This window comes from Rhizobium sp. KNZ2-6A (genome assembly GCF_056755475.1).
Map to the genome: position 1 here is coordinate 48,998 of NZ_JBNDIC010000020.1, position 22,262 is coordinate 71,259.

General features: G+C 59.7%; 18 protein-coding genes and 1 pseudogene. 6 read left to right on the plus strand and 13 right to left on the minus strand.

The features are described 5' to 3' along the window. The first annotated feature begins 11 nt into the window (after window positions 1-11). Together ACPYOP_RS15745 and ACPYOP_RS15750 are read left to right on the plus strand one after the other, a co-directional pair. Window positions 12-923 (plus strand): LysR family transcriptional regulator, encoded by a 912-nt coding sequence (locus ACPYOP_RS15745; RefSeq protein ID WP_481411296.1) that lies wholly within the window; start codon window positions 12-14, stop codon window positions 921-923. A gap of 244 nt (window positions 924-1,167) precedes the next feature. After that, window positions 1,168-1,575, plus strand: a complete 408-nt coding sequence (locus tag ACPYOP_RS15750) for a helix-turn-helix domain-containing protein (protein ID WP_481411297.1) — start codon at window positions 1,168-1,170, stop codon at window positions 1,573-1,575. A gap of 38 nt (window positions 1,576-1,613) precedes the next feature. On the opposite strand, the gene ACPYOP_RS15755 is transcribed toward ACPYOP_RS15750, so the two are convergent. Next, window positions 1,614-2,903, minus strand: coding sequence for a TadE/TadG family type IV pilus assembly protein (locus ACPYOP_RS15755; RefSeq protein WP_481411298.1), 1,290 nt, complete (start codon window positions 2,901-2,903; stop codon window positions 1,614-1,616). A gap of 497 nt (window positions 2,904-3,400) precedes the next feature. Here ACPYOP_RS15755 and ACPYOP_RS15760 point away from each other — a divergent pair, with 497 nt between their 5' ends. Then, window positions 3,401-5,476, plus strand: a complete 2,076-nt coding sequence (locus ACPYOP_RS15760; protein ID WP_481411299.1) for a putative bifunctional diguanylate cyclase/phosphodiesterase — start codon at window positions 3,401-3,403, stop codon at window positions 5,474-5,476. Between the two features lie 98 nt (window positions 5,477-5,574). Here the strand turns inward: ACPYOP_RS15760 and ACPYOP_RS15765 are convergent, their stop codons facing one another. Both ACPYOP_RS15765 and ACPYOP_RS15770 read right to left on the minus strand, forming a co-directional pair. Next, window positions 5,575-8,046 carry a glycoside hydrolase family 3 C-terminal domain-containing protein gene (locus ACPYOP_RS15765; protein WP_481411300.1) on the minus strand — a complete coding sequence of 824 codons (2,472 nt, stop codon included), beginning with the start codon at window positions 8,044-8,046 and terminating at the stop codon, window positions 5,575-5,577. Window positions 8,047-8,105: 59 nt separating this feature from the next. After that, window positions 8,106-8,588, minus strand: a complete 483-nt coding sequence (locus ACPYOP_RS15770; protein WP_481411301.1) for a hypothetical protein — start codon at window positions 8,586-8,588, stop codon at window positions 8,106-8,108. Window positions 8,589-8,607: 19 nt separating this feature from the next. On the opposite strand from ACPYOP_RS15770, the pseudogene ACPYOP_RS15775 reads away from it, so the two are divergent. Then, a pseudogene (locus ACPYOP_RS15775) lies at window positions 8,608-9,574 on the plus strand (DUF1402 family protein). Between the two features lie 47 nt (window positions 9,575-9,621). Here ACPYOP_RS15775 and ACPYOP_RS15780 read toward each other — a convergent pair. After that, window positions 9,622-10,239, minus strand: coding sequence for a hypothetical protein (locus ACPYOP_RS15780; protein ID WP_481411302.1), 618 nt, complete (start codon window positions 10,237-10,239; stop codon window positions 9,622-9,624). Window positions 10,240-10,358: 119 nt separating this feature from the next. Next, window positions 10,359-11,486, minus strand: a complete 1,128-nt coding sequence (locus ACPYOP_RS15785; protein WP_481411303.1) for an ROK family transcriptional regulator — start codon at window positions 11,484-11,486, stop codon at window positions 10,359-10,361. Between the two features lie 231 nt (window positions 11,487-11,717). Between ACPYOP_RS15785 and ACPYOP_RS15790 the strand changes: the two genes are divergently transcribed. Beyond that, entirely contained in the window at window positions 11,718-12,575 is an 858-nt protein-coding gene (locus tag ACPYOP_RS15790) for a glycerophosphodiester phosphodiesterase family protein (RefSeq protein ID WP_481411304.1), read from the plus strand. Window positions 12,576-12,596: 21 nt separating this feature from the next. Here ACPYOP_RS15790 and ACPYOP_RS15795 read toward each other — a convergent pair whose 3' ends face one another. Beyond that, a complete protein-coding gene (locus ACPYOP_RS15795; protein ID WP_481411305.1) occupies window positions 12,597-14,111 on the minus strand; it encodes an FAD-dependent oxidoreductase in 1,515 nt (504 codons plus the stop codon). A 55-nt stretch (window positions 14,112-14,166) separates the two neighbouring features. Here ACPYOP_RS15795 and ACPYOP_RS15800 point away from each other — a divergent pair, with 55 nt between their 5' ends. Beyond that, a complete protein-coding gene (locus tag ACPYOP_RS15800; protein ID WP_481411306.1) occupies window positions 14,167-14,658 on the plus strand; it encodes a MarR family winged helix-turn-helix transcriptional regulator in 492 nt (163 codons plus the stop codon). A gap of 84 nt (window positions 14,659-14,742) precedes the next feature. Here the strand turns inward: ACPYOP_RS15800 and derI are convergent, their stop codons facing one another. From derI to ACPYOP_RS15835, 7 genes are all read right to left on the minus strand, one after another. Continuing rightward, on the minus strand, window positions 14,743-15,198 hold the full coding sequence (derI, locus tag ACPYOP_RS15805; RefSeq protein WP_481411307.1) for a D-erythrulose-4-phosphate isomerase: 456 nt from the start codon (window positions 15,196-15,198) through the stop codon (window positions 14,743-14,745). Window positions 15,199-15,209: 11 nt separating this feature from the next. Beyond that, window positions 15,210-15,980: a triose-phosphate isomerase gene (locus tag ACPYOP_RS15810; protein ID WP_481411308.1), complete on the minus strand. Its 771-nt coding sequence runs from the start codon at window positions 15,978-15,980 to the stop codon at window positions 15,210-15,212. Then, window positions 15,977-16,753, minus strand: coding sequence for a DeoR/GlpR family DNA-binding transcription regulator (locus tag ACPYOP_RS15815; protein ID WP_481411309.1), 777 nt, complete (start codon window positions 16,751-16,753; stop codon window positions 15,977-15,979). Before ACPYOP_RS15815 ends, ACPYOP_RS15810 begins: the two co-directional genes overlap by 4 nt. 120 nt (window positions 16,754-16,873) lie before the next feature. Next, a complete protein-coding gene (locus ACPYOP_RS15820) occupies window positions 16,874-17,812 on the minus strand; it encodes a sugar-binding transcriptional regulator (protein ID WP_481411310.1) in 939 nt (312 codons plus the stop codon). A gap of 125 nt (window positions 17,813-17,937) precedes the next feature. Continuing rightward, window positions 17,938-18,870: a sugar phosphate isomerase/epimerase family protein gene (locus ACPYOP_RS15825; protein WP_481411311.1), complete on the minus strand. Its 933-nt coding sequence runs from the start codon at window positions 18,868-18,870 to the stop codon at window positions 17,938-17,940. Window positions 18,871-18,897: 27 nt separating this feature from the next. After that, the gene (locus tag ACPYOP_RS15830) at window positions 18,898-20,409 is read right to left on the minus strand and encodes a glycerol-3-phosphate dehydrogenase (protein ID WP_481411312.1); all 1,512 of its coding nucleotides are present in this window, start codon (window positions 20,407-20,409) and stop codon (window positions 18,898-18,900) included. A gap of 93 nt (window positions 20,410-20,502) precedes the next feature. Then, entirely contained in the window at window positions 20,503-22,056 is a 1,554-nt protein-coding gene (locus tag ACPYOP_RS15835; RefSeq protein ID WP_481411313.1) for an FGGY family carbohydrate kinase, read from the minus strand. Between the last annotated feature and the right edge of the window lie 206 nt (window positions 22,057-22,262).

The window sequence follows — 22,262 nt, forward strand, 5'->3', positions numbered from 1 at the left end:
ATGATGCATGAATGGATCGCGATCTGCTGCCACATCTGCCTGTTATCGCCACGGTTGCGCGCCGCGGTGGATTCGCTGCCGCCGCGAGTGAGTTGGGGATGAGCGCATCGGCCGTCAGCCATGCGGTGCGGCTGGTGGAGGAAAGGCTCGGACAACCGCTGTTTGCACGCACGACGCGCAGCGTGGCGTTGACCGAGGCAGGCAGGAGCCTGATTGGCACCATCACCCCGGCGCTGCAGGATATCCATGAGCGCATCGAGCGCATAAAGGCCGTCAAGGGAAGGCCGAGCGGCCTCTTGCGCATCAATGCGTCTCGTGTCTGCCTGCCGCTTGCCGTCACCCGCGTGATAGCGGCCATGGCCGAACGTTATCCGGAAGTCGAAGTTGAGATCTTCTCCGATGAGCGATTGACCGATATCGTCGCCGAGGGTTTCGATGCCGGCATACGCATCGGCGAAATGATCGCGCAGGACATGGTGACCGTCCGCCTCACCCCGCCTTTCCGATCGATCATCGTCGCCTCCCCCGGTTACATCGCGCGTTTCGGCCGCCCGAATACGCTCGCCGATCTTTCCAGCCACAATTGCATCGGCTACCGCCTCATGCGCTCCGGCGGTCTCTACCAATGGGAATTCGTCGAGAATGGGCGGGATGTTGCGGTTACCGTAAGCGGCCAGGCGATCGTCACGGAATCGCATTCGGCAATCGAACTGGCCTTGGCCGGCGTGGGACTGGCCTATGTCTTCGAACCGCTGGTGCAGCCGGAAATCAGATCAGGCACGCTTATTCAGCTCTTGAGCGACTATGCTGTCACGGAGGCTGGCCTTTTCCTTTACTTCCCACGTCGCGCCGAACTGGCGCCAAAACTCCGGGCCTTTATCGACACGGTACGGCATATCGGCCGCGAGGCGCCCGCTGGCTAGGCGGGAGCGCTTTTCAGCGTCCGCACCTTTCGGGGATAGTCAGATTGCGCAGGTATTGTACCGAATGCGCACCAAACGGACGGCTCTGCCTCCATCGAGGTAAATTGACGTTGCCGTTTTTCATGGCGCCCGGCAGTCATAGACGGAAGGCTCCGCAAGATTCCGATTAAGAAGTTTCGCGGCCTCCGTCCATCGGCTCCCCCAGGTTTGATGGGCGGCTTCACGGTCAAGACATGAGGAAGCAGTGCAAGATAGCCCCCCCAAAAAACTCCCCAGTCCCATCGATGTAGAAGTTGGCAAGCGCATCCGCGCGCAACGTCGCTTGCTAGGCATGAGCCAATCGGCATTGGCCGAAAAGCTGGATTTGACGTTCCAGCAAGTGCAGAAATATGAGAAAGGGACCAACCGCGTCGGCGCAAGTCGTTTGCAACGCGTGGCGGAGAGCCTCAGCGTTCCGATCTCGCATTTCTTCGACAATACCGCATCGAGCGGCGATGCTTCGACGCATGAGGCGCATGCGCTCAAGAACGACCTCGTCAGCTTCCTTTCATCCGAAGAAGGCGTCGAACTCAATCGCGCCTTTGCAAAGATCAAGGATGCAAGGACACGTCAAAAAATCGTGGGCCTGATCAAATCGCTTACCGTGGCCTAGATCGTCCTTAACGTTGCTGGCGATCGCGATCGCCGCCGTCAGCTTGTAATGCGCGGTGTGCGAATGACTTTCAGGAACAAGGCGTTCATGGCGTCGGAAATGCCCTGCGTCGGACTGACCTCGAAGTAGAGGCCGGGCGAGGCGCAGCTCTGCAGATTGGTGCCGATCTGCGATTGGAAGGGCGCGATCCATTGATTGTACCAACCGTTGGTCGGTAACGGAAAGTAGGTCGTATAGAGAATGGCGATCTTAATGTTCTGATTCTTCAGCGGCTGACAGAAGGCGGTGGCGAGCGGCTCCTGGCAACGACCATTGGTCGTCGGCTTGGTGCAGGTTTTCGGCTTGTAGCTGTCGCCGACACCGTCAGTGACAAGGAAGAGGACCTTCTGACGATCGGAGCTTGTTTTTCCGCTGCCGCCTGTGCCGATGATCGGCGCGAGTTGCGTCAGCATCGTATCGAAACTCGTATCCTGGTCATTGTTGTAACTCTGTCCAGGAACAGCCATCAGGTCCACCCCACCGGTGGCTTTGCTAACTTGTGCCATATCGGATAAGAGCGGCGATACGTTGGTCAAGCCAATTTTGGTGGCGTCAGGACCGAACGTATAGACGGCCATTCTGTATTGATCGGGTGTCACCCGGTTCGTCTTAGCAGTTTCCGTAAGCGACTGTGTCGCCTGCCCGACGACAGCGATGCGGGTCTTAACGCCAAGGCTCTTTGCAAGATTGTAGTAATTGTTTTGCGTGGTGCTGTCATGGCACGCAAAAGCACATTTGTCTGACGTCTTTGCCACCATTGTCTGAATATCGGTCATGGTAGCACCGATCCCCATGGATGGCGTGTTGTCCAGCAACATATAGAAGTCCATGAAGGTCGCGGTCTGATACTGCGCGGATGCGGAACCACTCACGGGAATGGATGTCTTCCCGATAATCTGGCTGAGCGTGGTCGGCACATTGGCCGAGAAGCTGACCGTCGACGAGACGACGTTTCCCGTGCGCGTCACCGCGACATTGACATTGACCGGCGTGTTCGGAAGATCGCCGGACGCCTGACCTAGAAAGAGCTTGTTGGCATCATCCTGACCGATAGTGACGGTGCCATCCTGCGTCATGGCCATGGCGGCCGCGACGGCCGGGGATGAATCTGCGATTGCACCGACCGCGGCTGCATCCGCGGCGTTTTGCAACTCCGTCCTGACGAGCATGGCGTTGGTGACATCAAGCGCTAGACCGCCTGCCGCGATTAGCGGAACAGCGATCAGGGCAGTCGTCATGCCGAAATTGCCCGATCTTTCCGCGAGCAATTTTCGCAAAAGCTTAGGCATTGCACCGAACGACTGCGAGCGAATCCAGGATTTCTTCACCAAACAAGCTCTCTATTATACAAATTGCATTTTCAAAACCGTCGCCGACTTTAAGGTATTATCATTTTCAGATATACTAATTAATAGTATCGCATGGAAATATTGAAAATCCGATAAAAGAAGATCCTCTACTTTATATTGTTAGTTTCCACGGAAAATTTACCAAAAGCCAAATTATGCTTCCGAAAACAACCGGAAGAAGAACCAGAATAAAAACCTATTTCGTCGCAAAATGACGTGCGTTTGAATCGGATTTGATGATTCCCGTAAGAAAATAATATAGTCAACAACGACAAAGCGGTTCAAACCACGTGTGAATGGCCCGCCGGCTGTAATTTTTGCTCAAAATATCTTTACTCGATTTTTAGTGTTTACCCGCAAAAGCGGTGCCATTGATTCTAGATGGTAGCCCTGGTTGAGGGCACCCTTATTTTATTGACCAAAATTGGGATTTTCACGTGCGTGTTCTTTCCTGCATCTTCACGGAACATAATCCGTGGCTTGTTCTTCTTGCAGCATTTGTCTGCGTCAGTGGCGGATGGATCACGTTCGGCCTGCTGCAGCAAGCAGGAAAGACGCGCGAACTTCAGCGCGGCGGATGGATTTTCCTAACGGCCGTCGCGGCGGGATCTTCGATCTGGTGCACGCATTTCATCGCCATGCTGGCCTATGAGGTCGCGGCGCCGGTCACCTTCGATCCGATCCTCACCATGGCCTCCTTTCTGCTTGCCGTGATCGGCTGCGCCTTCGGTTTTGCAATCGCCCTGTCCGGTCTGCCGCGGGTGGCGCCGGAATTGGGAGGCGCCATTGTCGGCCTTGCGATTACAGCCATGCATTACACCGGCATGATGGCCTATCACGTCGATGGCATTGTTGAGTGGAACGAGGGCTATGTCGTCGGCTCCGTCGTGCTTTCGGTGATCTTCGCCACGCTGGCTCATCATCAAGCGATCCGCCGTCCCTGGCATTTTTCAGGACTTGCGGCACTCGCCCTCTTCGTCGTTGCCGTCGTGTCGCTCCATTTTACCGCGATGACAGCCGTATCGGTCACGCCATTGGCAACCGGCGCCGGACTTGCCGATTCCTATGCGCTGCAGGCCATGGCCGTGGCGGTCGCCGGCGGCGGGCTCATCATCATCGGCACGGGCGTTGCAAGCTACATGATCGATGAACGCGCCTCGCGCGAATCCATCCAGAAACTCCAGCATATGGCACTGAACGATCTGCTGACGGGCCTGCCCAATCGCGGCAGCTTCGCCGATTATCTTCAGGCCGAAATACAGCATGCCGAGGAAGACGGCGCAAAGCTTGCGGTGATCGGCATCGATCTCGACCGCTTCAAGGAGATCAACGACTTGCGTGGCCACAAGGCCGGCGACCAGGCCCTTAAGGCAATCGGCCGGCGGCTTGCGCGTCTCGTCAAGGATGGAGAGTTTGTCGCGCGTGTCGGCGGCGACGAGTTCGCCGCGGCCAAACGGTTCCAGAACCAAAGCGAACTTCTGGATTTCGTAGCTCGCCTGGAAAAGACCCTGTTCGAACCCATCCGCATCGATGATTTCGAGACGGCGACCGGCGCGAGCATCGGCGTCGCCATCTATCCGGATGACGGTACCGATCAGGAGCGCCTGGTCAGCAATGCCGATCTCGCCATGTATCGCGCCAAGGCCGATGTCGGCCGCGCGGTCTGTTTCTACGAGTCCAAAATGGATGAGGCGGCGCGCGCCCGGCACACGCTGGCGCAGGATCTGCGCCGCGCCGTCGAGCTGGATCAACTCGAACTGCATTATCAGGTACAGACCTCGGTCAGCACCGGAGAGATCTGCGGCTACGAGGTTCTGGTCCGCTGGAACCACCCCGAACGCGGCGCCGTGCCACCTTCGGAATTCATTCCCATCGCGGAAGAGAGCGGCACGATCCTCGTCATCGGCGAATGGGTGCTGCGAACCGCCTGCCAGGAGGCCGCATCATGGGAGAAGCCCTACAAGATCGCCGTCAATCTCTCGCCGGTACAATTTGCCCATGCCGATCTCGCCCGGCTGGTTCATTCGATCCTTCTTGAAACCGGCCTGCCCCCGAAACGGCTGGAACTGGAAATCACCGAGTCCACCATCATTGCCGACAAGAGCCGCACGCTGCATGTGCTTCGGCAGATCCGGGCGCTCGGGGTGACCATCGCCATCGATGATTTCGGAACTGGCTATTCGTCGCTCGACACGCTGCGCTCATTCCCGTTCGACAAGATCAAGCTCGACCGGTCCTTCATGAACGAGGTGGACCGGAGCATCCAGGCAAAGGCGATCGTGCGCGCCGTGTTGACACTCGGCAAGAGCCTCGAGATTCCGGTTCTGGCGGAGGGCGTGGAAACCGATCATCAGCTGGAAATCCTGCGCATCGAAGGCTGCGACGAAGCACAGGGCTTCTTCCTTGGCCGCCCGAAGCCCGTCGCACAGATCTTTCAAATGACGGCCACCGACGAGGACGAAGCATCACCGTTCTCCGGCCGCATCCCGCCGCAACGCATGCGCCGTCGCTAGAGCGTCCGAGACCGCCGGCACGCTGACAGGTCCCCCGAGGGTGCATGTCGTTGAGCCCCGGCGCCTATTTGCCGATCCGCTTGCCGCTACCCACAACGTCAAATCGAACGGTCGCCGGTTTCGCCGATCCATTCATCCACAAGCTCGATCGTCACCGTAGAGCGGATGTCAGCAGCATTGGCGGCGGCAACGAGCTCGTAGCGGCCGGCTGTTGCGCGGAACGTCCTCGTCCTCTCGTCAAAATAGCTGAGATCACGCGGCCGCACGACCAGTGACGCCGTGCCCGTTTCGCCGGGCGCCAGCCGCAGCTTGGCAAAAGCGCGCAGTTCCTTTTCCGGACGCTCGATCTTAGAATCGATTGCCCGCACATAAAGCTGCACGAGCTCAGAACCCGTTCTCTCGCCGATATTGGTGACATCGATCGTAACGGTAACGCCTGCTGCGCCCATCCGCGTCGTCGACGCCTTTATCTGGCCCCAGGAAAAGCGCGTGTAGCCAAGACCGAAGCCGAACGGAAACAAAGGTTCGATACCGCTGTTATCATGATGACGGTAGCCGACGAAGACGCGTTCGGCGTACCGCACATGCCCATCCTTGCCGGGATAAACCTGAGGATCCCCAACCATGGCGCAATTGTCCGAGAGGCGCTTCGGAAAGGTCTGCGGCAAGCGGCCGCCGGGTTCGACATCGCCGAACAGCACATCGGCGACGGCATGCCCCAACTCCTGGCCGGGATACCACATCTGCAACACAGCTCCGACCTTGCCGATCCAAGGCATTTCGATGGGACCACCTGTCTGCAGCACGACGACGACATTGGCGTTGACGGCTGCCACGCGCTCGATCAATTCCTCCTGTCGGCCGGGCAGACGCATGTCGGGCAGATCGAGCCCTTCGGTATCCCATTCGCCGTCACGACCGACAAAGAGCAGGACGACGTCGGCATCCTCGGCCTTTGCGACGGCATCCAGCATGTCGGCCTCAGCGAGTGGCTTTTCGACGCCGAAACGGACCGCCGTCAGGTTGATCCCCTCCTCGCTCGTCGCCAGCGAGCAATATTCGACGACTATCTGATATCGCTGGCCGGCCTCAAGATGAATAGCCTGCCGCTGCTCGACATTGGCCGTACCGAAATAATTGTCGCCGCGCGACCAGCCGTCATGACCATTCACGACGAGCTTGCCATCGACATAGAGCCTGGCGAGACCCGCATTGGTCATGCCGAAAACATGCTCGCCACTTTCCGCCGGAATGTAGGAAGCCGTCATACGGGCGGAGAAATCGCTTGGATCAAGTTCGGACGACGGCAGTTCGAACCAGAAGAACTCGCCCTTGTTTGCCGTTTCGATGGCCATTGCCGGGCCGGCAGGATCGCGGCCCTTGAAGTACTCCACCCGCATCTCACCGGAAAAGACGTTGATCAGCCGATTGTTGCGGCAGGCGGCTGCATAATGAATGCTGTTGGCATTCGCCAGCGCCTCACGGATGCCTTCAAGCGGGCTGATTTTATAATGCGCGGCAATCTGGGCGCTGCCGCCACCCATGACACGGGCTTCGGCTGCATTCGGTCCGATAACTGCCACATGCCCGAGCCCTGCTTTCTGCAGGGGCAGAATACGGTCATTCTTCAAAAGGACTGCGCCTTCTGCGCCGAGCTGACGGATCAGAGCCCTATCTTCCGGCAGATCCAGCGCCTGTTCGCTCAAATCGGGTGCTTTCTCGAAAGCACCCACGCGCTCGAGCAGCGTCAGAATGCGGCGCGCGGCTTGGCGCACTGTCGCCGCCTCGACCTCACCGTTGCGCACAGCCGCCACCAGCTTGTCGCCACGATCGCGCGTCGGGCCGGGCATTTCCAGATCAAGTCCGGCATTGACCGTCGGCGCCGTCGAATGTGAGCCGAACCAGTCGGACATGACGATACCGTTGAAACCCCATTCCTCGCGCAAAATCTTGGTCAATAGCCAGGAATGCTCACTGGTGTAGGTGCCGTTCAGCCTGTTATAGGAGGACATGACCGCCATCACCCCCGCCTTCTTTACCGCCTGTTCGAACGGCGGCAGATAGATTTCGCGAAGCGCCCGCTCACCGATATCCGAGGACATCGTCTGACGCTCGATTTCGGATTCATTGCCTGCAAAATGCTTGATGGTGGCGGCAACACCTTGGCTTTGCACGCCCTGGATGTAGGCGACAGCGAGTTCGGCCGTCAGCACTGGATCTTCCGAATAGCATTCGAAATTGCGGCCATTCAGTCCGGACCGGTGAATATTGACCGTCGGCGCCAGGAGCACCGATGCCCCCTTGCTCTTGGCCTGGCCGGCAAGTGCTGCGCCCATGCGCTGAACGAGCGCCGGATTCCATGTGGCCCCAAGCGCGATGGCGACGGGAAAGCAGGCAGCATTAACGCCGGCAACCAGCGAGCCTGCACCGCGGGCACCATTCGGACCATCCGTGACCTTGATCTTCGGAACGCCAAGACGCTCGACCGGCACCGTGGTCCAGAAATCGGCGCCCGACAGCAGCGAAACCTGCTCTTCAAGCGTCATCCGGTCGAGAATATCGTCAATCATAAAGCCTCCCGAACAATGTGCTCGCCATTCCCCCACCGCGATTTGGCGGAGATTCGTGTTTAGGACAAACAAATCATAAACGCGCCCGATGATCTTCTGCTAGTCTGGACGGCGAAAAGAACCAGTTCGCTAAAATGCGAATAGTCTTCTTTCGAATAAATTTGACCGCGTCGGATTTCATGAGTCCAGTTCATGGAGCCGAGTATGCGTTCGTTGCTAGTCGCTGCAAGCTTTCTCTTCGTGGCCGGTCTGTTGTTTTCGACGACCACAATCGCAAAATCCGTGGCGACCACAAAGCCGTGCATCCGCTCGCTGGGCTTGGCCGCCACTATGTGAATGGCCGACGGCGGCACGTCGATCCGTCGCGGGACTGCCGCCTTAGCAAGTTCAGGCACATCGGCCATCGTCGGTACTGCCTCGCCTAGCCCGGCCGCAAGCTGTCTTACGGAGCGTTTATTGTAGTTCCGCTGGGTGGCAGAAGAAGCCGCTCTTGCCTTCACATGTCGATCGCGTATGAAGATTGTCCCCGTGCCGGGGAACATTTTGAAAGTCATCCTGCGAATGCGAACACGCCTGTCGACAATCCCGGCACTCGGTTCCTTGTTATCCTTGCCCTGACGAATGCCAGCTTCGCCTATGAACTCGTGCGCGTCCCTCCCGGCAATCGCAACAACATTCAGCCCCCATACCCAACACCTCGGTGCTGCGGGCCAAGGCGTTCAACACGACGTATGAGGAAAAATACCAGAAGATCCTCGGCGTGCTTCGCGAGGACAAGGACCTGATGGCGTCGATCAGGAAGGCCGCGACGGCCTATCAAATCGACCCCATCCACATTGTCGGAGCGCTTGTCGGCGAACATACCTACAACATCACCATCGTGAACAGGGTCAAGTCCTATTACGTCAAGGCGCTTGCCTATTCGCAATCCGACTTCAAGTTCGCCTACAAGGACGTGACCGTCCAAGCCTTCCTGAAGAAGCCGGAATTCGCCCATTGCGAAGCATTCCCAGGCAGCGCCGAACTCTGGGAATGCCGTGACGAAACCTGGGACGGGAGTTTTCGCGGCAAGGTCATCGATGGCGTCACCTATGAAAACATGACGTTCCAGCGCGCCTTCTTCCAGCCGTTCTTCGCCGGCCAGACCTTCGGTCTTGGCCAGATCAGCCCGTTAACCGCGCTCGAGGTCACCGATCTGGTGCATGCCACCAGCGGTCTCCCGAAACTGTCTATCGACGATCCGCAGGCAATCTACTATGACATCATGGATCCCGATCGCAGCGTGATCTATATTGCCGCGATCGTCAGGGATGCGATCGACGCCTATCGCACCCAAGGCTTCGACATTACCGACAATCCCGGTCTGACGGCAACGCTCTATAATGTCGGGCAGCCGCGGCGCCGCGCACTTGTCTTGCGGCAGGCCGCTGACGCTTCAGGCGGCAAGAAGCTGCCGGAAGAGAATTACTATGGCTGGTTGGTGAACGACCGGCTGCCGGAGCTGCAGGGGTTGCTGAGAGAGCAGTAATCGAAAAGAGGTCTGCGAAGCTCTCAAAGCCGATCGCATCGGATAGATCACACGAGCAAGGTAATGCGGCCGTTGGCGATCTTGTTTTCGACCCAGAGCCGCTCGTTCTGCCAATCGTGTCGCTTCCATCCTTCCCAGCTGAAGCCGCATAGTTTGACGTCCCACTCGGATACCGGAAAGTTCGCGAGCGTATAGCCGATGCCGAGGAAGCCGGTGCTCGGAAAGACCTCCCGCATCCGATGCCCGGCAATGCTAAGCTCGCTGCAGCCGGCGATATAGGTCTGCGGCGGCATGATACGGATCTCCTTGCCGGCCCTGCCCATCCGTTCGATCGCCTGCATCGTCCAGTCGGCCCTCCGGCCCCGCAGGCGCTGAAAGATGTTGGGGCGCGGATGATATTTGCGGATGATGTTCGGATGATAGGCGAGCATCAGTACCTTCGCTGTCTTCAGTGCCGCATTGTCCAGGAAGCCGGTATCGATCAGCCGCCGATACAAAACCTTGCTCGACGCGGCCAACATGATCATGTCGGTGCGCTCGCCGCTCATGCCCCCGGCGAGGTTCGGTTCATTGAAGCGCATGACGAATTGCGCGTCGTCCACGATCCCTGAGAGATCGCGCTCGAGCTTGCCATTGCCAATGATGATCGCAGTCTTGCGCGCCAATGCGGTCGTCCGGAAAAAGGAGGCCGTGCTTTAGCAATGGCGACTGACAAAGCGCTGAAGCATTGATGATGCGGAACTGAAATCCCCTGCTCCACGACGACGTTACAGTTCATCGGACATCACAGGAAATAGCGGAACTTCAACGGCAGCAGCGCCGCACCGATCGCGCTGGCATCGCCTTTTGTCTCGCTGAGGACTAGCCGCGGCCCGAGCGGTGCGGTACCGTAACGATGCGGGCGCTGCGAGGGCGCATTCACGCGATCGATCATCATCTGCCCGAGCATTGGCGGCAGCTGGCCGCCGAAGACGATCGCCTGCGGATCGATCACGCCGGTCAGCGTGGCGATCAACCGGTCAAGCATCGGCATGGTTTCGGAGAGCCAGTTCTCGACGCCCGGCCAGGAGGAATTGAAATCTTGCTTCAGCTCCTCGATAGAGCTTATCTCGATACCGTTCTCGCGCAATATGCGGATAAGATATTGCAGGGCCGGTCGTCGTGGCGATTCGTCCGGATTATAGATGACGCTGAATTCTCCCGCATTGCCGTGGAAACCGAGATAAGGCTTGCCCTCCAGGACAAGACCGCCGCCAAATCCGTAGTTGAAGGACAGATATGCGAAGGTCTGGCACCAGCGCCCGACGCCACGCAGGCTTTCGCCGATGGCGCCGGTGGTCGCATTGTTTTCCAGCCACACCGGCAATCCGAACGCATCCTCGAGCTCCGGCTGCAGATCGATCAGGGACCAGTCCCGCAAGGGCTCGGGCGCATTGAAATGCCGATTATCACCGACGAAAAACCCGGACATGGCAAAGCCCAGTCCGACAAGGCTATCCCGCGATAGCGCTTGTTCCTTCAAAAGAAAATCCAGTCTTCGCGCGAGGACAGCCAGCATTGCCTTGCGGTCACCCGGCACTCCCCTCAGTGTCTCCTGACCGGTGATATCGCAACGGAAATCGGCAATCGACAGGGTTATAGCATCGGTATTGACCGAAATGCCGACCGAGTAAGCGGCTTGCCTTGCCAGTTCGATTGTCGGGCTCGGCTGGCCGCGCGTGCCCTTGAGGGGCGCACCGGCGCGGAGCAGACCCCGCGCCATCAAGCCTTCGACTAGGCGGTGCACCGATTGCTGTGTCAGGTTGGTATGGGTGGTTATGGTCGAACGGGGGATCGGCTCATGTCGACGCACGATATCAAGGATGAGACGTTCGTTTGCGCTTGCCAGCGGGGATTTCTCAAATGCTGCCATGACTGCGTTCCGCCCCTTTGCCTCCGCCTTCACCTCTTATATTCGCGCCCGAAATCCAGCCCATGCGACATATTCAAGGCGGCCTGTCACAAATATTACACTTTATGTGTATTAATAGCCATCAGCGACGGATGCCGATGGTATTGCGTCGGCGCGCAGCCAATGGCGTCTGCATTCTGCGACGGACATCGAGCGGCGCATCCCGTCAGAACGATCACGAAAGCCATTCCCATGCATAGCCAGACCGCCGTTTCGCCTCGCCTTGCCGATATCTACGATCTCCTGTCCCGCGCCAATCCGGACATTTTGACGATCGCCCATCGCGGCCTATGGTCGGCAGCCCCGGAAAATTCGCTGGCATCAATCCGCGCGGCTGCCGAACTCGGCGTCGAATTCGTCGAGATCGACACGCAGGCAACGGCCGACGGGCATCTCGTCGTCATTCACGACAAGACGCTGGACCGCACCACCTCAGGCAAGGGCATCGTTGGCGCCAGCAGTTTCGCAACGGTCCGCGACACGCGGCTGCGCGCCGGCGCCGGTGGAGAAACCGCTCTCCTGACCGATGAGCGTGTGCCGACGCTCGAAGAAGCGCTTGAAGAGGCGCGCGGGCGCGTCTTCGTCAATATCGACACAAAGTTTCCGCATGAATTGCCGCTGGTCATTGCCGCCGTTCGACGCCTTGGCGCCGAAGACCACGTCATCATCAAATCCGATATCGACCCGGAAAGCCCCAGGTTCTCGGTCCTCGATGCCGACTGGTTCGGCTCTATCCCGCATATGCCGATGTTTCCCGCAAGACCAGGCAAGTTCGCCGACGACCTGCGGCTGATCGAGCCGCTGCGCGCGGCGATAATCGAAGTCAAGTTTACCGACGTCGCCGATCTTGCCGCCGGCCGCGAAGAGCTGGAACGCCAGAATATCAGGCTTTGGATCAACACGCTCGACGTCTCCCACAATCTTAATTTCAACGACAGCCATGCGCTCAAGGATCCGGAAAGCGTTTGGGGAACCCTTGTTACGGCCGGCGTCGGTGCGATCCAGACCGACACGAATGTCGAATTCAAACGCTGGCTGGCAGGCCGTTAAGCCGGGGCAGATAGAAGCACGCTAGCTGCAACCGGTGTCGACCAAGCCGAGCCCCACTTGCGCGAGATAGGTCTCCAGGATCGCCACATCGCCGCTCGTCACGATGGCACCGATGTAGCCGTCGGGACGTACCAGTATCCAATCGCCGACGGTAAGGGCGTAGGCGTCACGGAAGTGACCTGCGTCATCGTGCATATCGCCCTTCGGACCGAACATATGAATATGCATGTCCCGACGCGGACGCACGGACCCTCGCTCGACCTCATAGCCAAGCAGCGTCCAGTGCGTCCCTCGGAACAAATCGAACAGCCGTGTGGCTTGGCCGGCTGCACCGCGAAGCGGGGCGTCCGGCGCACGATCGCCGGCAAGGAGACCGCCGTCCCGCCTCGGCTGCTCAAGCGCCAGCGAGGATTCGGGATAACCGATATCGAGTTGATGGACCTCGCGCCCGCGACGCATGTCGCCACGCTTTAGGGCATCGAGAAGTTTTGTTGCCAGGCCGAGCATTGCTGCTGCGACTGGCCTGCGTTCCTCTTCATAGGTGTCAAGCAACATCTCGGGCGCGCCATTGGCGACTGCAGCCAGCTTCCAGCCTAGATTATAGGCATCCTGCACGCTGGTATTGAGGCCTTGACCGCCGGTCGGCGGATGAATGTGAGCGGCATCGCCGGCGAGGAATACGCGGCCGAGGCGGTAGCGATCGGCCAATCGCGCATTCATGCCGTATGCCGATGCCCAGGATACGGATTGGATATGAATATCGTCGCGATTGGTGCGCTCCGCCACGATGGCCGCCAGCCCTTCGGCGGAAAGATCGATATCGCCTTCGAGAGGGATCGGCCCCTGAATCTGGAACATTTCGGTCCCTGCAAGCGGGCAGAACGATATCTGCCGAGCCATGTTTCCCTCGTTGAAGCGATGCCAGGCATCGCGTGTGAGGCCCGTCAGCATGACATCAGCGACGACAGCGCGGACGCCCAGGGTCTTGCCCGGGAAATCGATGCCAAGCACATGGCGCACGAAGCTGCGGCCACCATCGGCGCCGACGAGCCAGCGCACGCGCAAGGTCTCGTCGGCGGCGCTGCCCGCAAGACGTGCCGTCACACCGTCCGCGTCCTGCTCGAAGCCGACCAGTTCCCGGCCGAATTCGGGCCGATGCCCCAATTCCTCCAGGCGTCCGCGCATCAGGCCTTCGGTCAGAAATTGCGGTACCATCAGCGGGAGATGGTAAGGCTCGGCCGCGGTCGGAGGCTCATGCGCCGGCACATCGGCATCGACATGACTGCCGTCATCGCGATGTCGCCGTTCGGGCGGATACAGCCCGCCGGTCGCGACGAGCCGGTCGAGGATACCGAGATCTTCGAATATTTCCTGTGTTCGCGGTTGAATGCCCTTGCCGCGTGAGCCGCGGAACGGACCATCCATCTTCTCGATCAGGCGGAAGGAAATGCCTCTTCGCGCCAGGTCGATCGCCAGCGCCAGACCGGCTGCGCCCGCGCCGCAAATCAGCACATCGGCTGCAAATTTCTCTGTCATTTCATTCTCCATATGTGCAATATGCACATATTACGAGAGGCATGGCTAGGTGTCAATGAAAAAGGTGCAAAATACACATATCAGTACTCAACTGCGTGAGCTGCATGGCGCTTTGCTCGAAATCGTCGGCGTCATGAACCGACCTCAGCGCGACGAAGCGATGGTTCGGGAGGCGGGCATCTCGCTCGACCGAGCGCTATTCCCGCTGCTTGTTCTGGTGGAGAGGCTCGGGCCTATCGGCGTTGTCGAACTGGCCGACCGCGTCGGGCGTGACTACACCACCGTCAGCCGGCAGGTTGCCAAGCTGGAGGGCCTCGGATTGGTAAATCGCCAGGAAAGCGCACACGACCGCCGCATCCGCGAGGCTGTCATTACCGGGCAGGGAAAGGCAATGACTGATCGTGTCGACGCGGCGCGTGAGAGAATCGGCCTATCTATTTTCGCCAATTGGGACGAACGGGATATCGAAGATCTGGTGCGGCTTATGCGCAAATTCGCGGACGATATCAAAAGCGATGCGCCGGGCACTCCAGGTGACGCAAACTGAAGCGCTGAGGAACGCTGTAAATACGGACAAACCCGGCCGATCGAAAGGACTAGCCGGGCTTGTCTTGCGTCTGGGGAGACAGGTTTAACGCGCGTTGTACTTCGCATCGACCTCGTTCATGGCCTTGACGTTGCCGGCCGAGCGGCCGTTCTCGTCGAAGGTCTGCGCCAGGAAGGCGTCGGCGATGGCCTTGGCAAGTTCGGTGCCGATGACGCGAGCGCCCATGGTGATGATCTGCGCGTTGTTCGACAGCGCGGCGCGCTCCGCCGAATAGGTGTCATGGGTCAGGGCCGCGCGGATGCCCGGCACCTTGTTGGCCGAGATGCAGACGCCGATGCCGGTGCCGCAGACGAGGATCGCCTTGTCGTAGGTGCCGTCGATGACGCCGGAGGCGACGCGGTCGGCGAGATTGGCGTAGAACGGATCAGCACCTTCCTCGGTGCGCGACACTTCGCTCACCTCGAAACAGTCTTTCAGGTGCTCGGCAAGTACCTTGGCCAGGCCTTCGCCGGCACTGTCTCCAGCAATAGCAAGCTTCATGATATGTCTCCTCAGAGTTTTGCGGCGCACTTGGTAAGGATGTCGAGATAGCCTTCGACGTTCCAGGCGGAGCGGCCGATAAAGAGCCCGTCTACGTTCGGGCAGGATATGAGTTCTTCGCAGTTTTGCGGATTGACCGATCCGCCGTAGAGGCATGGAATTTTTCGACCGAGCACCTTTTGCGCGACCGCAATGATCTCGGCCTGGCGCGCATCGGCATAGGAAGGCTCGGCCGGAATCCCCTTTTCACCGATCGCCCAGACCGGCTCATAGGCCAGCAGGATCTCAGCGTGCTTCTGGCCTACGGACAGTTTCGACAGCGCGCCGACGACCTGCTCGCTCAGGATCTCGGTCGCGCGGCCGCTTTCACGATCTTGCAGCGTTTCGCCGATGCAGATGAGCGGAATCAGGCCGTGACGGACTGCCGCCTCGGTCTTCAACCCCACGGTTTCGTTGGTCTCGCCGAAATGCTCGCGGCGCTCGGAATGGCCGAGTTCGACGATGTCGAGATTGCAATCCTTCAGCATCAGCGGCGAAATCTCGCCTGTCCAGGCGCCTTGGTCGGCCCAATGCATGTTCTGGGCCCCGATCTTGACGGAGCTTTCCGACAGGATCGACTTGACCTCGCGCACCGCGGTAAACGGCGGGATGATGAAGCGCTGGATGCGGGCATCGCGCAGGGCATCGGCAGCACGCAAAGCCTCGGCAAAGGCGCGTGCTTCCGCCAGCGTCTTGTTCATTTTCCAGCTCGTGCCGATCCAACAGCGAGGCTTGTCTGTCATGTCATATCCTGGTTCGAGGCAATGGTGAGGGTGACACCGTCCCGGCGAAATTGCTCGAGAATGGCGTCGTCGGGCGCGTGATCGGTAATCACGGCATCGAAATCGGTCAGGTCGGCCATGACATGCAGGGCCGTGTGCCCCATGCGACTGTGGTTGACGAGCAGGCAGCTCTTAGTTGCCGATGCGATCATCGCCCGCTTCGTGCGCACGACGTTATCGTCCATGTGATAGGCGAGCCTGCCGGAAACGGCCGGTGTCGACAGGAAGGCGATATCGGCCCTCAGCCGCGACAGCGCCTCCTCGGTCACGACACCGAGAAAGGCGTTGAATTTGGCCGAATAGACGCCCCCGAGCGCGATCAGCGTGATGCCACTTTCGTTCTTCATGCGGTCGATGATTGCGGCATTGTTGGTGATGAGCGTCAGCGGCCGCTTCTGCAGCAGCATTTCGCCGAGAACGGCGGCCATCGAGCCGTCATTGATCATAACCGTCATGCCGGGCTCGACCAGATCGAGCGCAGAGCGAGCCATGGCGAGTTTTTCATCATGGCCCTGACGCTCGCGGAAACGGAAATCGCTTTCGAACTGTGTCCCGGCATCGATGGTCGCGCCTCCGCGAACCTTGCGCAACACGCCGGCCTGCTCGAGATCGTCGAGATCGCGATGGATCGTCATCTTGGACACGGTGAAGCGGTCGGCCAGATCGTCGAGATCGACGGTCTTATGCTCCACAAGCAGATTGATGATCGATTGCTGACGCTCTTCCCGCTTCACCTTGCTCTCCGGCTACAAGCCTTACATGGAACTAGAGGAATATAACATCAAAATATCACAATTCAACATTTTCATTGTTACATTGAGATGATTTTGCGTTTCCCACGGATGGCAACAGGCTTAGGCTGTCAACAGCGCTTTCGCCGTTTTCTCATCCGTAATCAGACCATAAAGACAGCGGCTCCTAAGCACGGCGCGAATGGCTTCGACCTTGGGCAACCCGCCGGAAAGCGCCACCAGACGTTCGCTCTCGGTGCGCGGCAGGGAGGCGGAAAGCGTGCGAGCCGTCAGCGTCGTCTCCAGAATGTTGCCATCGGCATCGAAGAAATGGCCAAGGATTTCGCCGACGCCGCCGGCTGCGGTGATCTCCTTGATCTCCTTCGGCTCGACCATGCCCGAGAGAACGAGCTGCGCATCGGTATCGACCGTACCGAGACCGACGAGCTTGAGATCGGCGCCGTTTGCGAGGTCGAAGACTTCCTTGACGCCGCGCTGGGCAAGCAGCACATCGCGGTCTTCCCGCGTGTTCGCGAAGAAAGGCACCGGCATCACATGCGACTGCATGCCGGTCTTCTCTGCGATGCGATGCATCACGTCATAGGGATTGGCCGCATAGTTTCGTGTCAGACCACCGAGCAGCGAGACGAAGCGCAGATCCTTGGCGCTGACGCGCGCCATGTGATGCACCGCCGAAGAGAGCGTACGCCCATGGCCAAGGCCGATGACCTTGTTGTTGCCGCTCTCGATCTCGCGCCGCAGAAAGCCGGCGCCCGCCTGCCCGAGCGCGCGAAACTCGAAACCCTCTTCGCCAAGATCGGGCGCAACCTCGCAATATTGCAGGCCGAAGCGCGCCGAAAGCTGCGTCTCGAGCTCGACGCATTCGACGATATCGCCATCAATCGTCACCTTGACGACGCCTTCGGCGACCGCACGCGCGATCAGACGGTGCGCCTTCACCGAAGGAACACCGAGACGCTTCGCCACTTCGGACTGCGTCAGTCCGCCGGCATAGTGCAACCAGGCCGCCCGCACGGCGAGCGAATCGTCCGCATCCGTCATCGACCGTCCCCTTTCATTTCGTTACGCATGGCCCTCGCCTGCTTTTATCTGACCATGACGCCCGACTCGTCCCACTGTCGCAAGGGTGAGGCTCACATGGAATCGAGACTCGGCCACTCCAGCGGCTAGATATGCAAGTCGCCAGCACCCGTGTCGATATGAGGCGCCCAAAAGGCGACGCTTTCGGCAATCTGCGAGATGACCTGGCGATCGTTGGGTTCGCGCTCCTTGAAGGAGAGTTCCAGGCAGATTTCGTTGTCCTTGGCGCCGCCTTCGGCAAACGCCTTCAAGAGCGGTTCCGGCTGGATGCGGCCCTTGGCATTGAATTCGGCCGTGAAGGGGCGATGCCCACCCTTATCCATCAGGCTCTGCTTGATATGGATGATCGGAGACACCTTCGGCACGGCACGCGCCCAGGCATAGGGATCGTAGTCATCGGGATTGGCCGAAGTGACATCGCCGTGATCGATATCGGCCATCATCCACATCGGAATGGCGAAGGGCGCCTTGGTCAATCTTTCCTGCAGGGACAGGCATGCCTCGATCGTCTCGCCGAATTCGCGGCCGATACTCATCGGCTCCCAGAATAGATAGGAAAGACCGGCGGCACGCGCATGCTCGGCCACCTCGCCCCAGCAGTCGATCGCGATCTGGATCAGTTCCTCGCGCCGGGCCGGATCGTCATAATCCTTGTAGGTGAAGATCGCAAACTGCGTGCCGAGCGACTGGCCGCCAAGATCGGCGGTGATATCGGCAAAGGTCTTGAACCAGTCGATATAATAGCGGCGGACGTCCTTGTCGGGATGGCCGAAATGATTGAGACGGCCGTAGGGACCGGTCATGCCCGACGTTACGCGAACGCCGGTGCGCCTCAGTGCCGCCTGCATCTCCTGCGTCAGCCGGCGAATGACCGGCGCCTGCCAGCTCGGATTGATGAACTCGTGGGTGAGCTGCAGATCGCGGATACGCAGATCACGCGCCACCGTTTCAATCAGATCGGCCGGCTCGGCAAAGCGGTTTACCAACGGGTTGGTGTTGAGTGAAAGCGTCAAGGGCATGCGTATTCTCCCGGCAAGATCTGTTCTTCAGGCGGCGAGCGCCAGCTCGGCGTCGAACCAGGCAGAGAAAGCCGCCTTCTCCTCGGCCGTCATGTGCAGACCCTCCTTGGTGCGACGCATCAACACGTCTTCGGCCGCCTGGGCCCATTCGGAAGCGACGAGATAGCGGACTTCGGCCTCATAGAGATTGCCGCCGAAATGGCGGCCAAGCTCGGCCGGCGACGAGGCTTGGCCGACGATCTGCCCGGTGCGGGCGCCATAGAGATGGCCATAGTGATTGACGAGCGCACGCGGCATCCAGGGATAGGCCGCGCGCAGTGTGTCGGCGAAGGCGACATAATCGGCATTCGGAATCTCGCCGCCCGGAAGCGTGGCGCCCCGCGTCCAGTCGCCGCCCATCTTGGGGAAGAATTTGGCAAGCCGCTGCATCGCGTGTTCCGAGAGCTTGCGGAATGTCGTGATCTTGCCGCCGAATACGCTCAACAGCGGCGCACCACCGGCCTCGTCGAGATCGAAGACATAGTCACGCGTCACGGCCGACGGATTACCCTTGCCGTCATCGAACAGCGGTCGGACTCCGGAGAAGCTTTCCAGCACGTCGGACCGGCGCAGCTTCTCCTTGAAGTAGCGATTGACCGCCGAGATCAGGTAATCGATTTCCTTCTCGTCGGCCTTCACCTCTTCCGGCTTACCTTCATAGGGAATGTCGGTCGTGCCGATCAGCGCCTTGTCGCCTTCATAAGGGTTGATGAAGATGACGCGCTTGTCGTGGTTCTGAACGAGATAGGCCTGCTGACCGGCCCAGAATTTCGGAACGATGATGTGGCTGCCCTTGACGAGCCGGACGCTGCGCTGGCTGTTCGAGCCGACGACGCGGCCGATAATATCATTGACCCAGGGTCCGGCAGCATTCACCAGCACGCGGGCGCGAACGGTCCGCACTTCGCCGGAGCGCTGGTCGCGCGTCTGGACGACCCAATTCCCCTGATCGCGACGAGCGCTGACACAAGCCGTGCGCGTCAGGATTTTGGCACCCTTGGCGGCGGCATCGAGAGCATTGAGAACGACGAGCCGGGCGTCATCGACCCAACAGTCGGAATACTCAAAGCCTCTGGAATATTGATCGAGGATCGGAGCACCTTCCGGGTCGCGATGGAGGTCGAGCGAGCGCGTGCCCGGCAGCTTCTTGCGGCCACCGAGATGATCATAGAGGAACAGACCGAGGCGGACGAGCCAGGCCGGACGATCCGTCGGGCTGTGCGGCAGCACGAAGCGCATCGGCCAGATGATGTGGCTTGCCGAGTTCAGCAACACCTCGCGCTCGATCAAAGCTTCGCGCACCAGACGGAATTCGTAATATTCAAGATAGCGCAGGCCACCATGCACCAGCTTGCCGGAGCGCGAAGAGGTTCCCTCGGCAAGATCGCCCTTCTCGCACATGATAACCGAAAGACCGCGCCCGGCTGCGTCGCGGGCAATACCAGCACCATTGATGCCTCCGCCAATCACGAAAAGATCAAAGATTTCCGGTTCCATCATGTCATGCTCCTTCGGATACCCGCGTTCAAATGCCTTGGGGCATCATCAAATCAATCTTCGAGGGCGGCGCTCGCTCGCCGGCCAGCATTTAGGCTAGCGCTCAGCCAGCTTGTCCCAGGCAGGCGCAATAGCCTGTCGTACGTCCTTGTAGGCATCAAACAAGCGGTCGTAGCGCTCGACGTTTTCCGGGTCCGGCAATTCCGCCGTGCCGAGCAGCGGCGTCACCCAATCGGCGATGCAGCTATCCATGTCCTGATAGGCGCCGATGGCGACCGCTGCCATCATCGCCACACCGGCAGCACCTGCCTCTTCCCGATCTGAAATGCGCACCGGCGCTTTGACTGCGGCGGACAGAGAGCCGCGCAACGCCTGCGAACGGGCAGCACCGCCGGTGATGCGCAGTTCTGAGGGCATGTCGCCCGTGGCCGCGTAACAGTCCCGCGTTGCCATGCCGAGCCCTTCGACCACGGCCCTCAGCATGTCGGCAAAGCCGTGCCGTGTCGAAAGCCCGGTGAAGCCGGCCCGCGCATGCGCGTTGACAAAGGGACCGCGCTCGCCGGCTTCCGAAATATAGGGATGATAGAGAAGGTTCGACGGACGCGCCTCGGCAAACCAGGCATCGATCCGCGGGATGAGATCCGAGTAGGATAAGACCTGACTGCCACCCATGGATATCAGATCCGCCGCGACCTTAAGAATCCAGTCGATATTGATGGTCGCGCCCATATTGGTCTGGACCTGCGTGACGATACCGGGAATCGGCAAGGCGATCACATAACCTGTGCCCTCGTCGTTGAGCTGGACGTCGGGTACGGCCTTGGCGCGCATATGCACGCCCGTCGATCCGATCGTCGAACAGGCGGCGTTCTGGCCGCCGGTGCGCACGCCGGCGCCGAGCGCCGTCATGACCATGTCGACATAGCCCAGGCAGACCGGCGTACCGGCAAGCAGGCCGGCAGCCTTGGCGGCAGCCTCCGTCAGGGGATGGCTAATCTCGGTTCCGTCGATGATCTCAGGCAGAAGCGAGCGCCGGCGGGCAAGGCCGAGCGCATCGATGACAACAGGATCATATTGGCGATTGCGGAAATTGCCGAAGGTGAAACTGGCCTCGGACGGATCGGTCGCCCGTATCCCTGTGAGGTTGAGATAGAGCCAATCCTTACAGTGCAAGGCAGTTTCGGCCCGATCGAGAAGCTCCGGCATGAAGCGATCCATATGAGCAAGCTGCGCGCCCTGCTGGCAGGTATTCAGCCCCGTGCCGGTCGCCTCGAAACGGGCGCGGTTGCCAGCCATGGCACTCAGCCGCGTCACGGTCGGTGCGGCGCGCGCGTCGAGCCAGAGCCAGGCATCATCGACCGGCGCATTGCCGGAACCGACAAGCCATGTGCCGTCGCCCTGCCCCGTGACCGCGATCGCTGCTGTTCGGGCAGCAAGGTTCTCGACCTTCTCGCCAAGCCCACGCAATGCGCTGAGGCAATCCGACCACGTCTGGGCGAGCGACTGCGTGACCGAGCCGTCTTCGCCCGTATCGTAGCGATTGCGCGCCGATGCGGAAGCGATCTGCTTTCCGGACAATTCGAAGGCAACTGCCTTCAGAACTGAGGTACCCGCATCGATGCCGATGATGATCCCGTCACCCTTAGACATTGAACGCAGGCTCCATCATCATGCGCCCTGCGACGGGGGCTTTGGCATACATCACGAACATCTTCACTCCTCCCCACGGCCACGAGTGTAATTTTTCCAACTCGCGCACGCATCGCCGCCACATCCAAGCTCACGGGAGCGCCCGTGAATGGCTACTTGCACATTCAATACTCCGAATAATCGAATCCGACGCGACAGCGATCCAT

Excerpts from the sequence above, each read along its gene's own strand:
- ACPYOP_RS15830 (WP_481411312.1), bottom strand. The coding sequence starts at position 20,409 with ATGATGGAACCGGAAATCTTTGATCTTTTCGTGATTGGCGGAGGCATC.
- ACPYOP_RS15825 (WP_481411311.1), bottom strand. The coding sequence starts at position 18,870 with ATGCCCTTGACGCTTTCACTCAACACCAACCCGTTGGTAAACCGCTTT.
- ACPYOP_RS15800 (WP_481411306.1), top strand. The coding sequence starts at position 14,167 with ATGAAAAAGGTGCAAAATACACATATCAGTACTCAACTGCGTGAGCTG.
- ACPYOP_RS15835 (WP_481411313.1), bottom strand. The coding sequence starts at position 22,056 with ATGTCTAAGGGTGACGGGATCATCATCGGCATCGATGCGGGTACCTCA.
- ACPYOP_RS15795 (WP_481411305.1), bottom strand. The coding sequence starts at position 14,111 with ATGACAGAGAAATTTGCAGCCGATGTGCTGATTTGCGGCGCGGGCGCA.
- ACPYOP_RS15785 (WP_481411303.1), bottom strand. The coding sequence starts at position 11,486 with ATGGCAGCATTTGAGAAATCCCCGCTGGCAAGCGCAAACGAACGTCTC.
- ACPYOP_RS15820 (WP_481411310.1), bottom strand. The coding sequence starts at position 17,812 with ATGACGGATGCGGACGATTCGCTCGCCGTGCGGGCGGCCTGGTTGCAC.
- ACPYOP_RS15755 (WP_481411298.1), bottom strand. The coding sequence starts at position 2,903 with ATGCCTAAGCTTTTGCGAAAATTGCTCGCGGAAAGATCGGGCAATTTC.
- ACPYOP_RS15810 (WP_481411308.1), bottom strand. The coding sequence starts at position 15,980 with ATGACAGACAAGCCTCGCTGTTGGATCGGCACGAGCTGGAAAATGAAC.
- ACPYOP_RS15745 (WP_481411296.1), top strand. The coding sequence starts at position 12 with ATGGATCGCGATCTGCTGCCACATCTGCCTGTTATCGCCACGGTTGCG.
- ACPYOP_RS15765 (WP_481411300.1), bottom strand. The coding sequence starts at position 8,046 with ATGATTGACGATATTCTCGACCGGATGACGCTTGAAGAGCAGGTTTCG.
- derI (WP_481411307.1), bottom strand. The coding sequence starts at position 15,198 with ATGAAGCTTGCTATTGCTGGAGACAGTGCCGGCGAAGGCCTGGCCAAG.
- ACPYOP_RS15790 (WP_481411304.1), top strand. The coding sequence starts at position 11,718 with ATGCATAGCCAGACCGCCGTTTCGCCTCGCCTTGCCGATATCTACGAT.
- ACPYOP_RS15770 (WP_481411301.1), bottom strand. The coding sequence starts at position 8,588 with ATGTTCCCCGGCACGGGGACAATCTTCATACGCGATCGACATGTGAAG.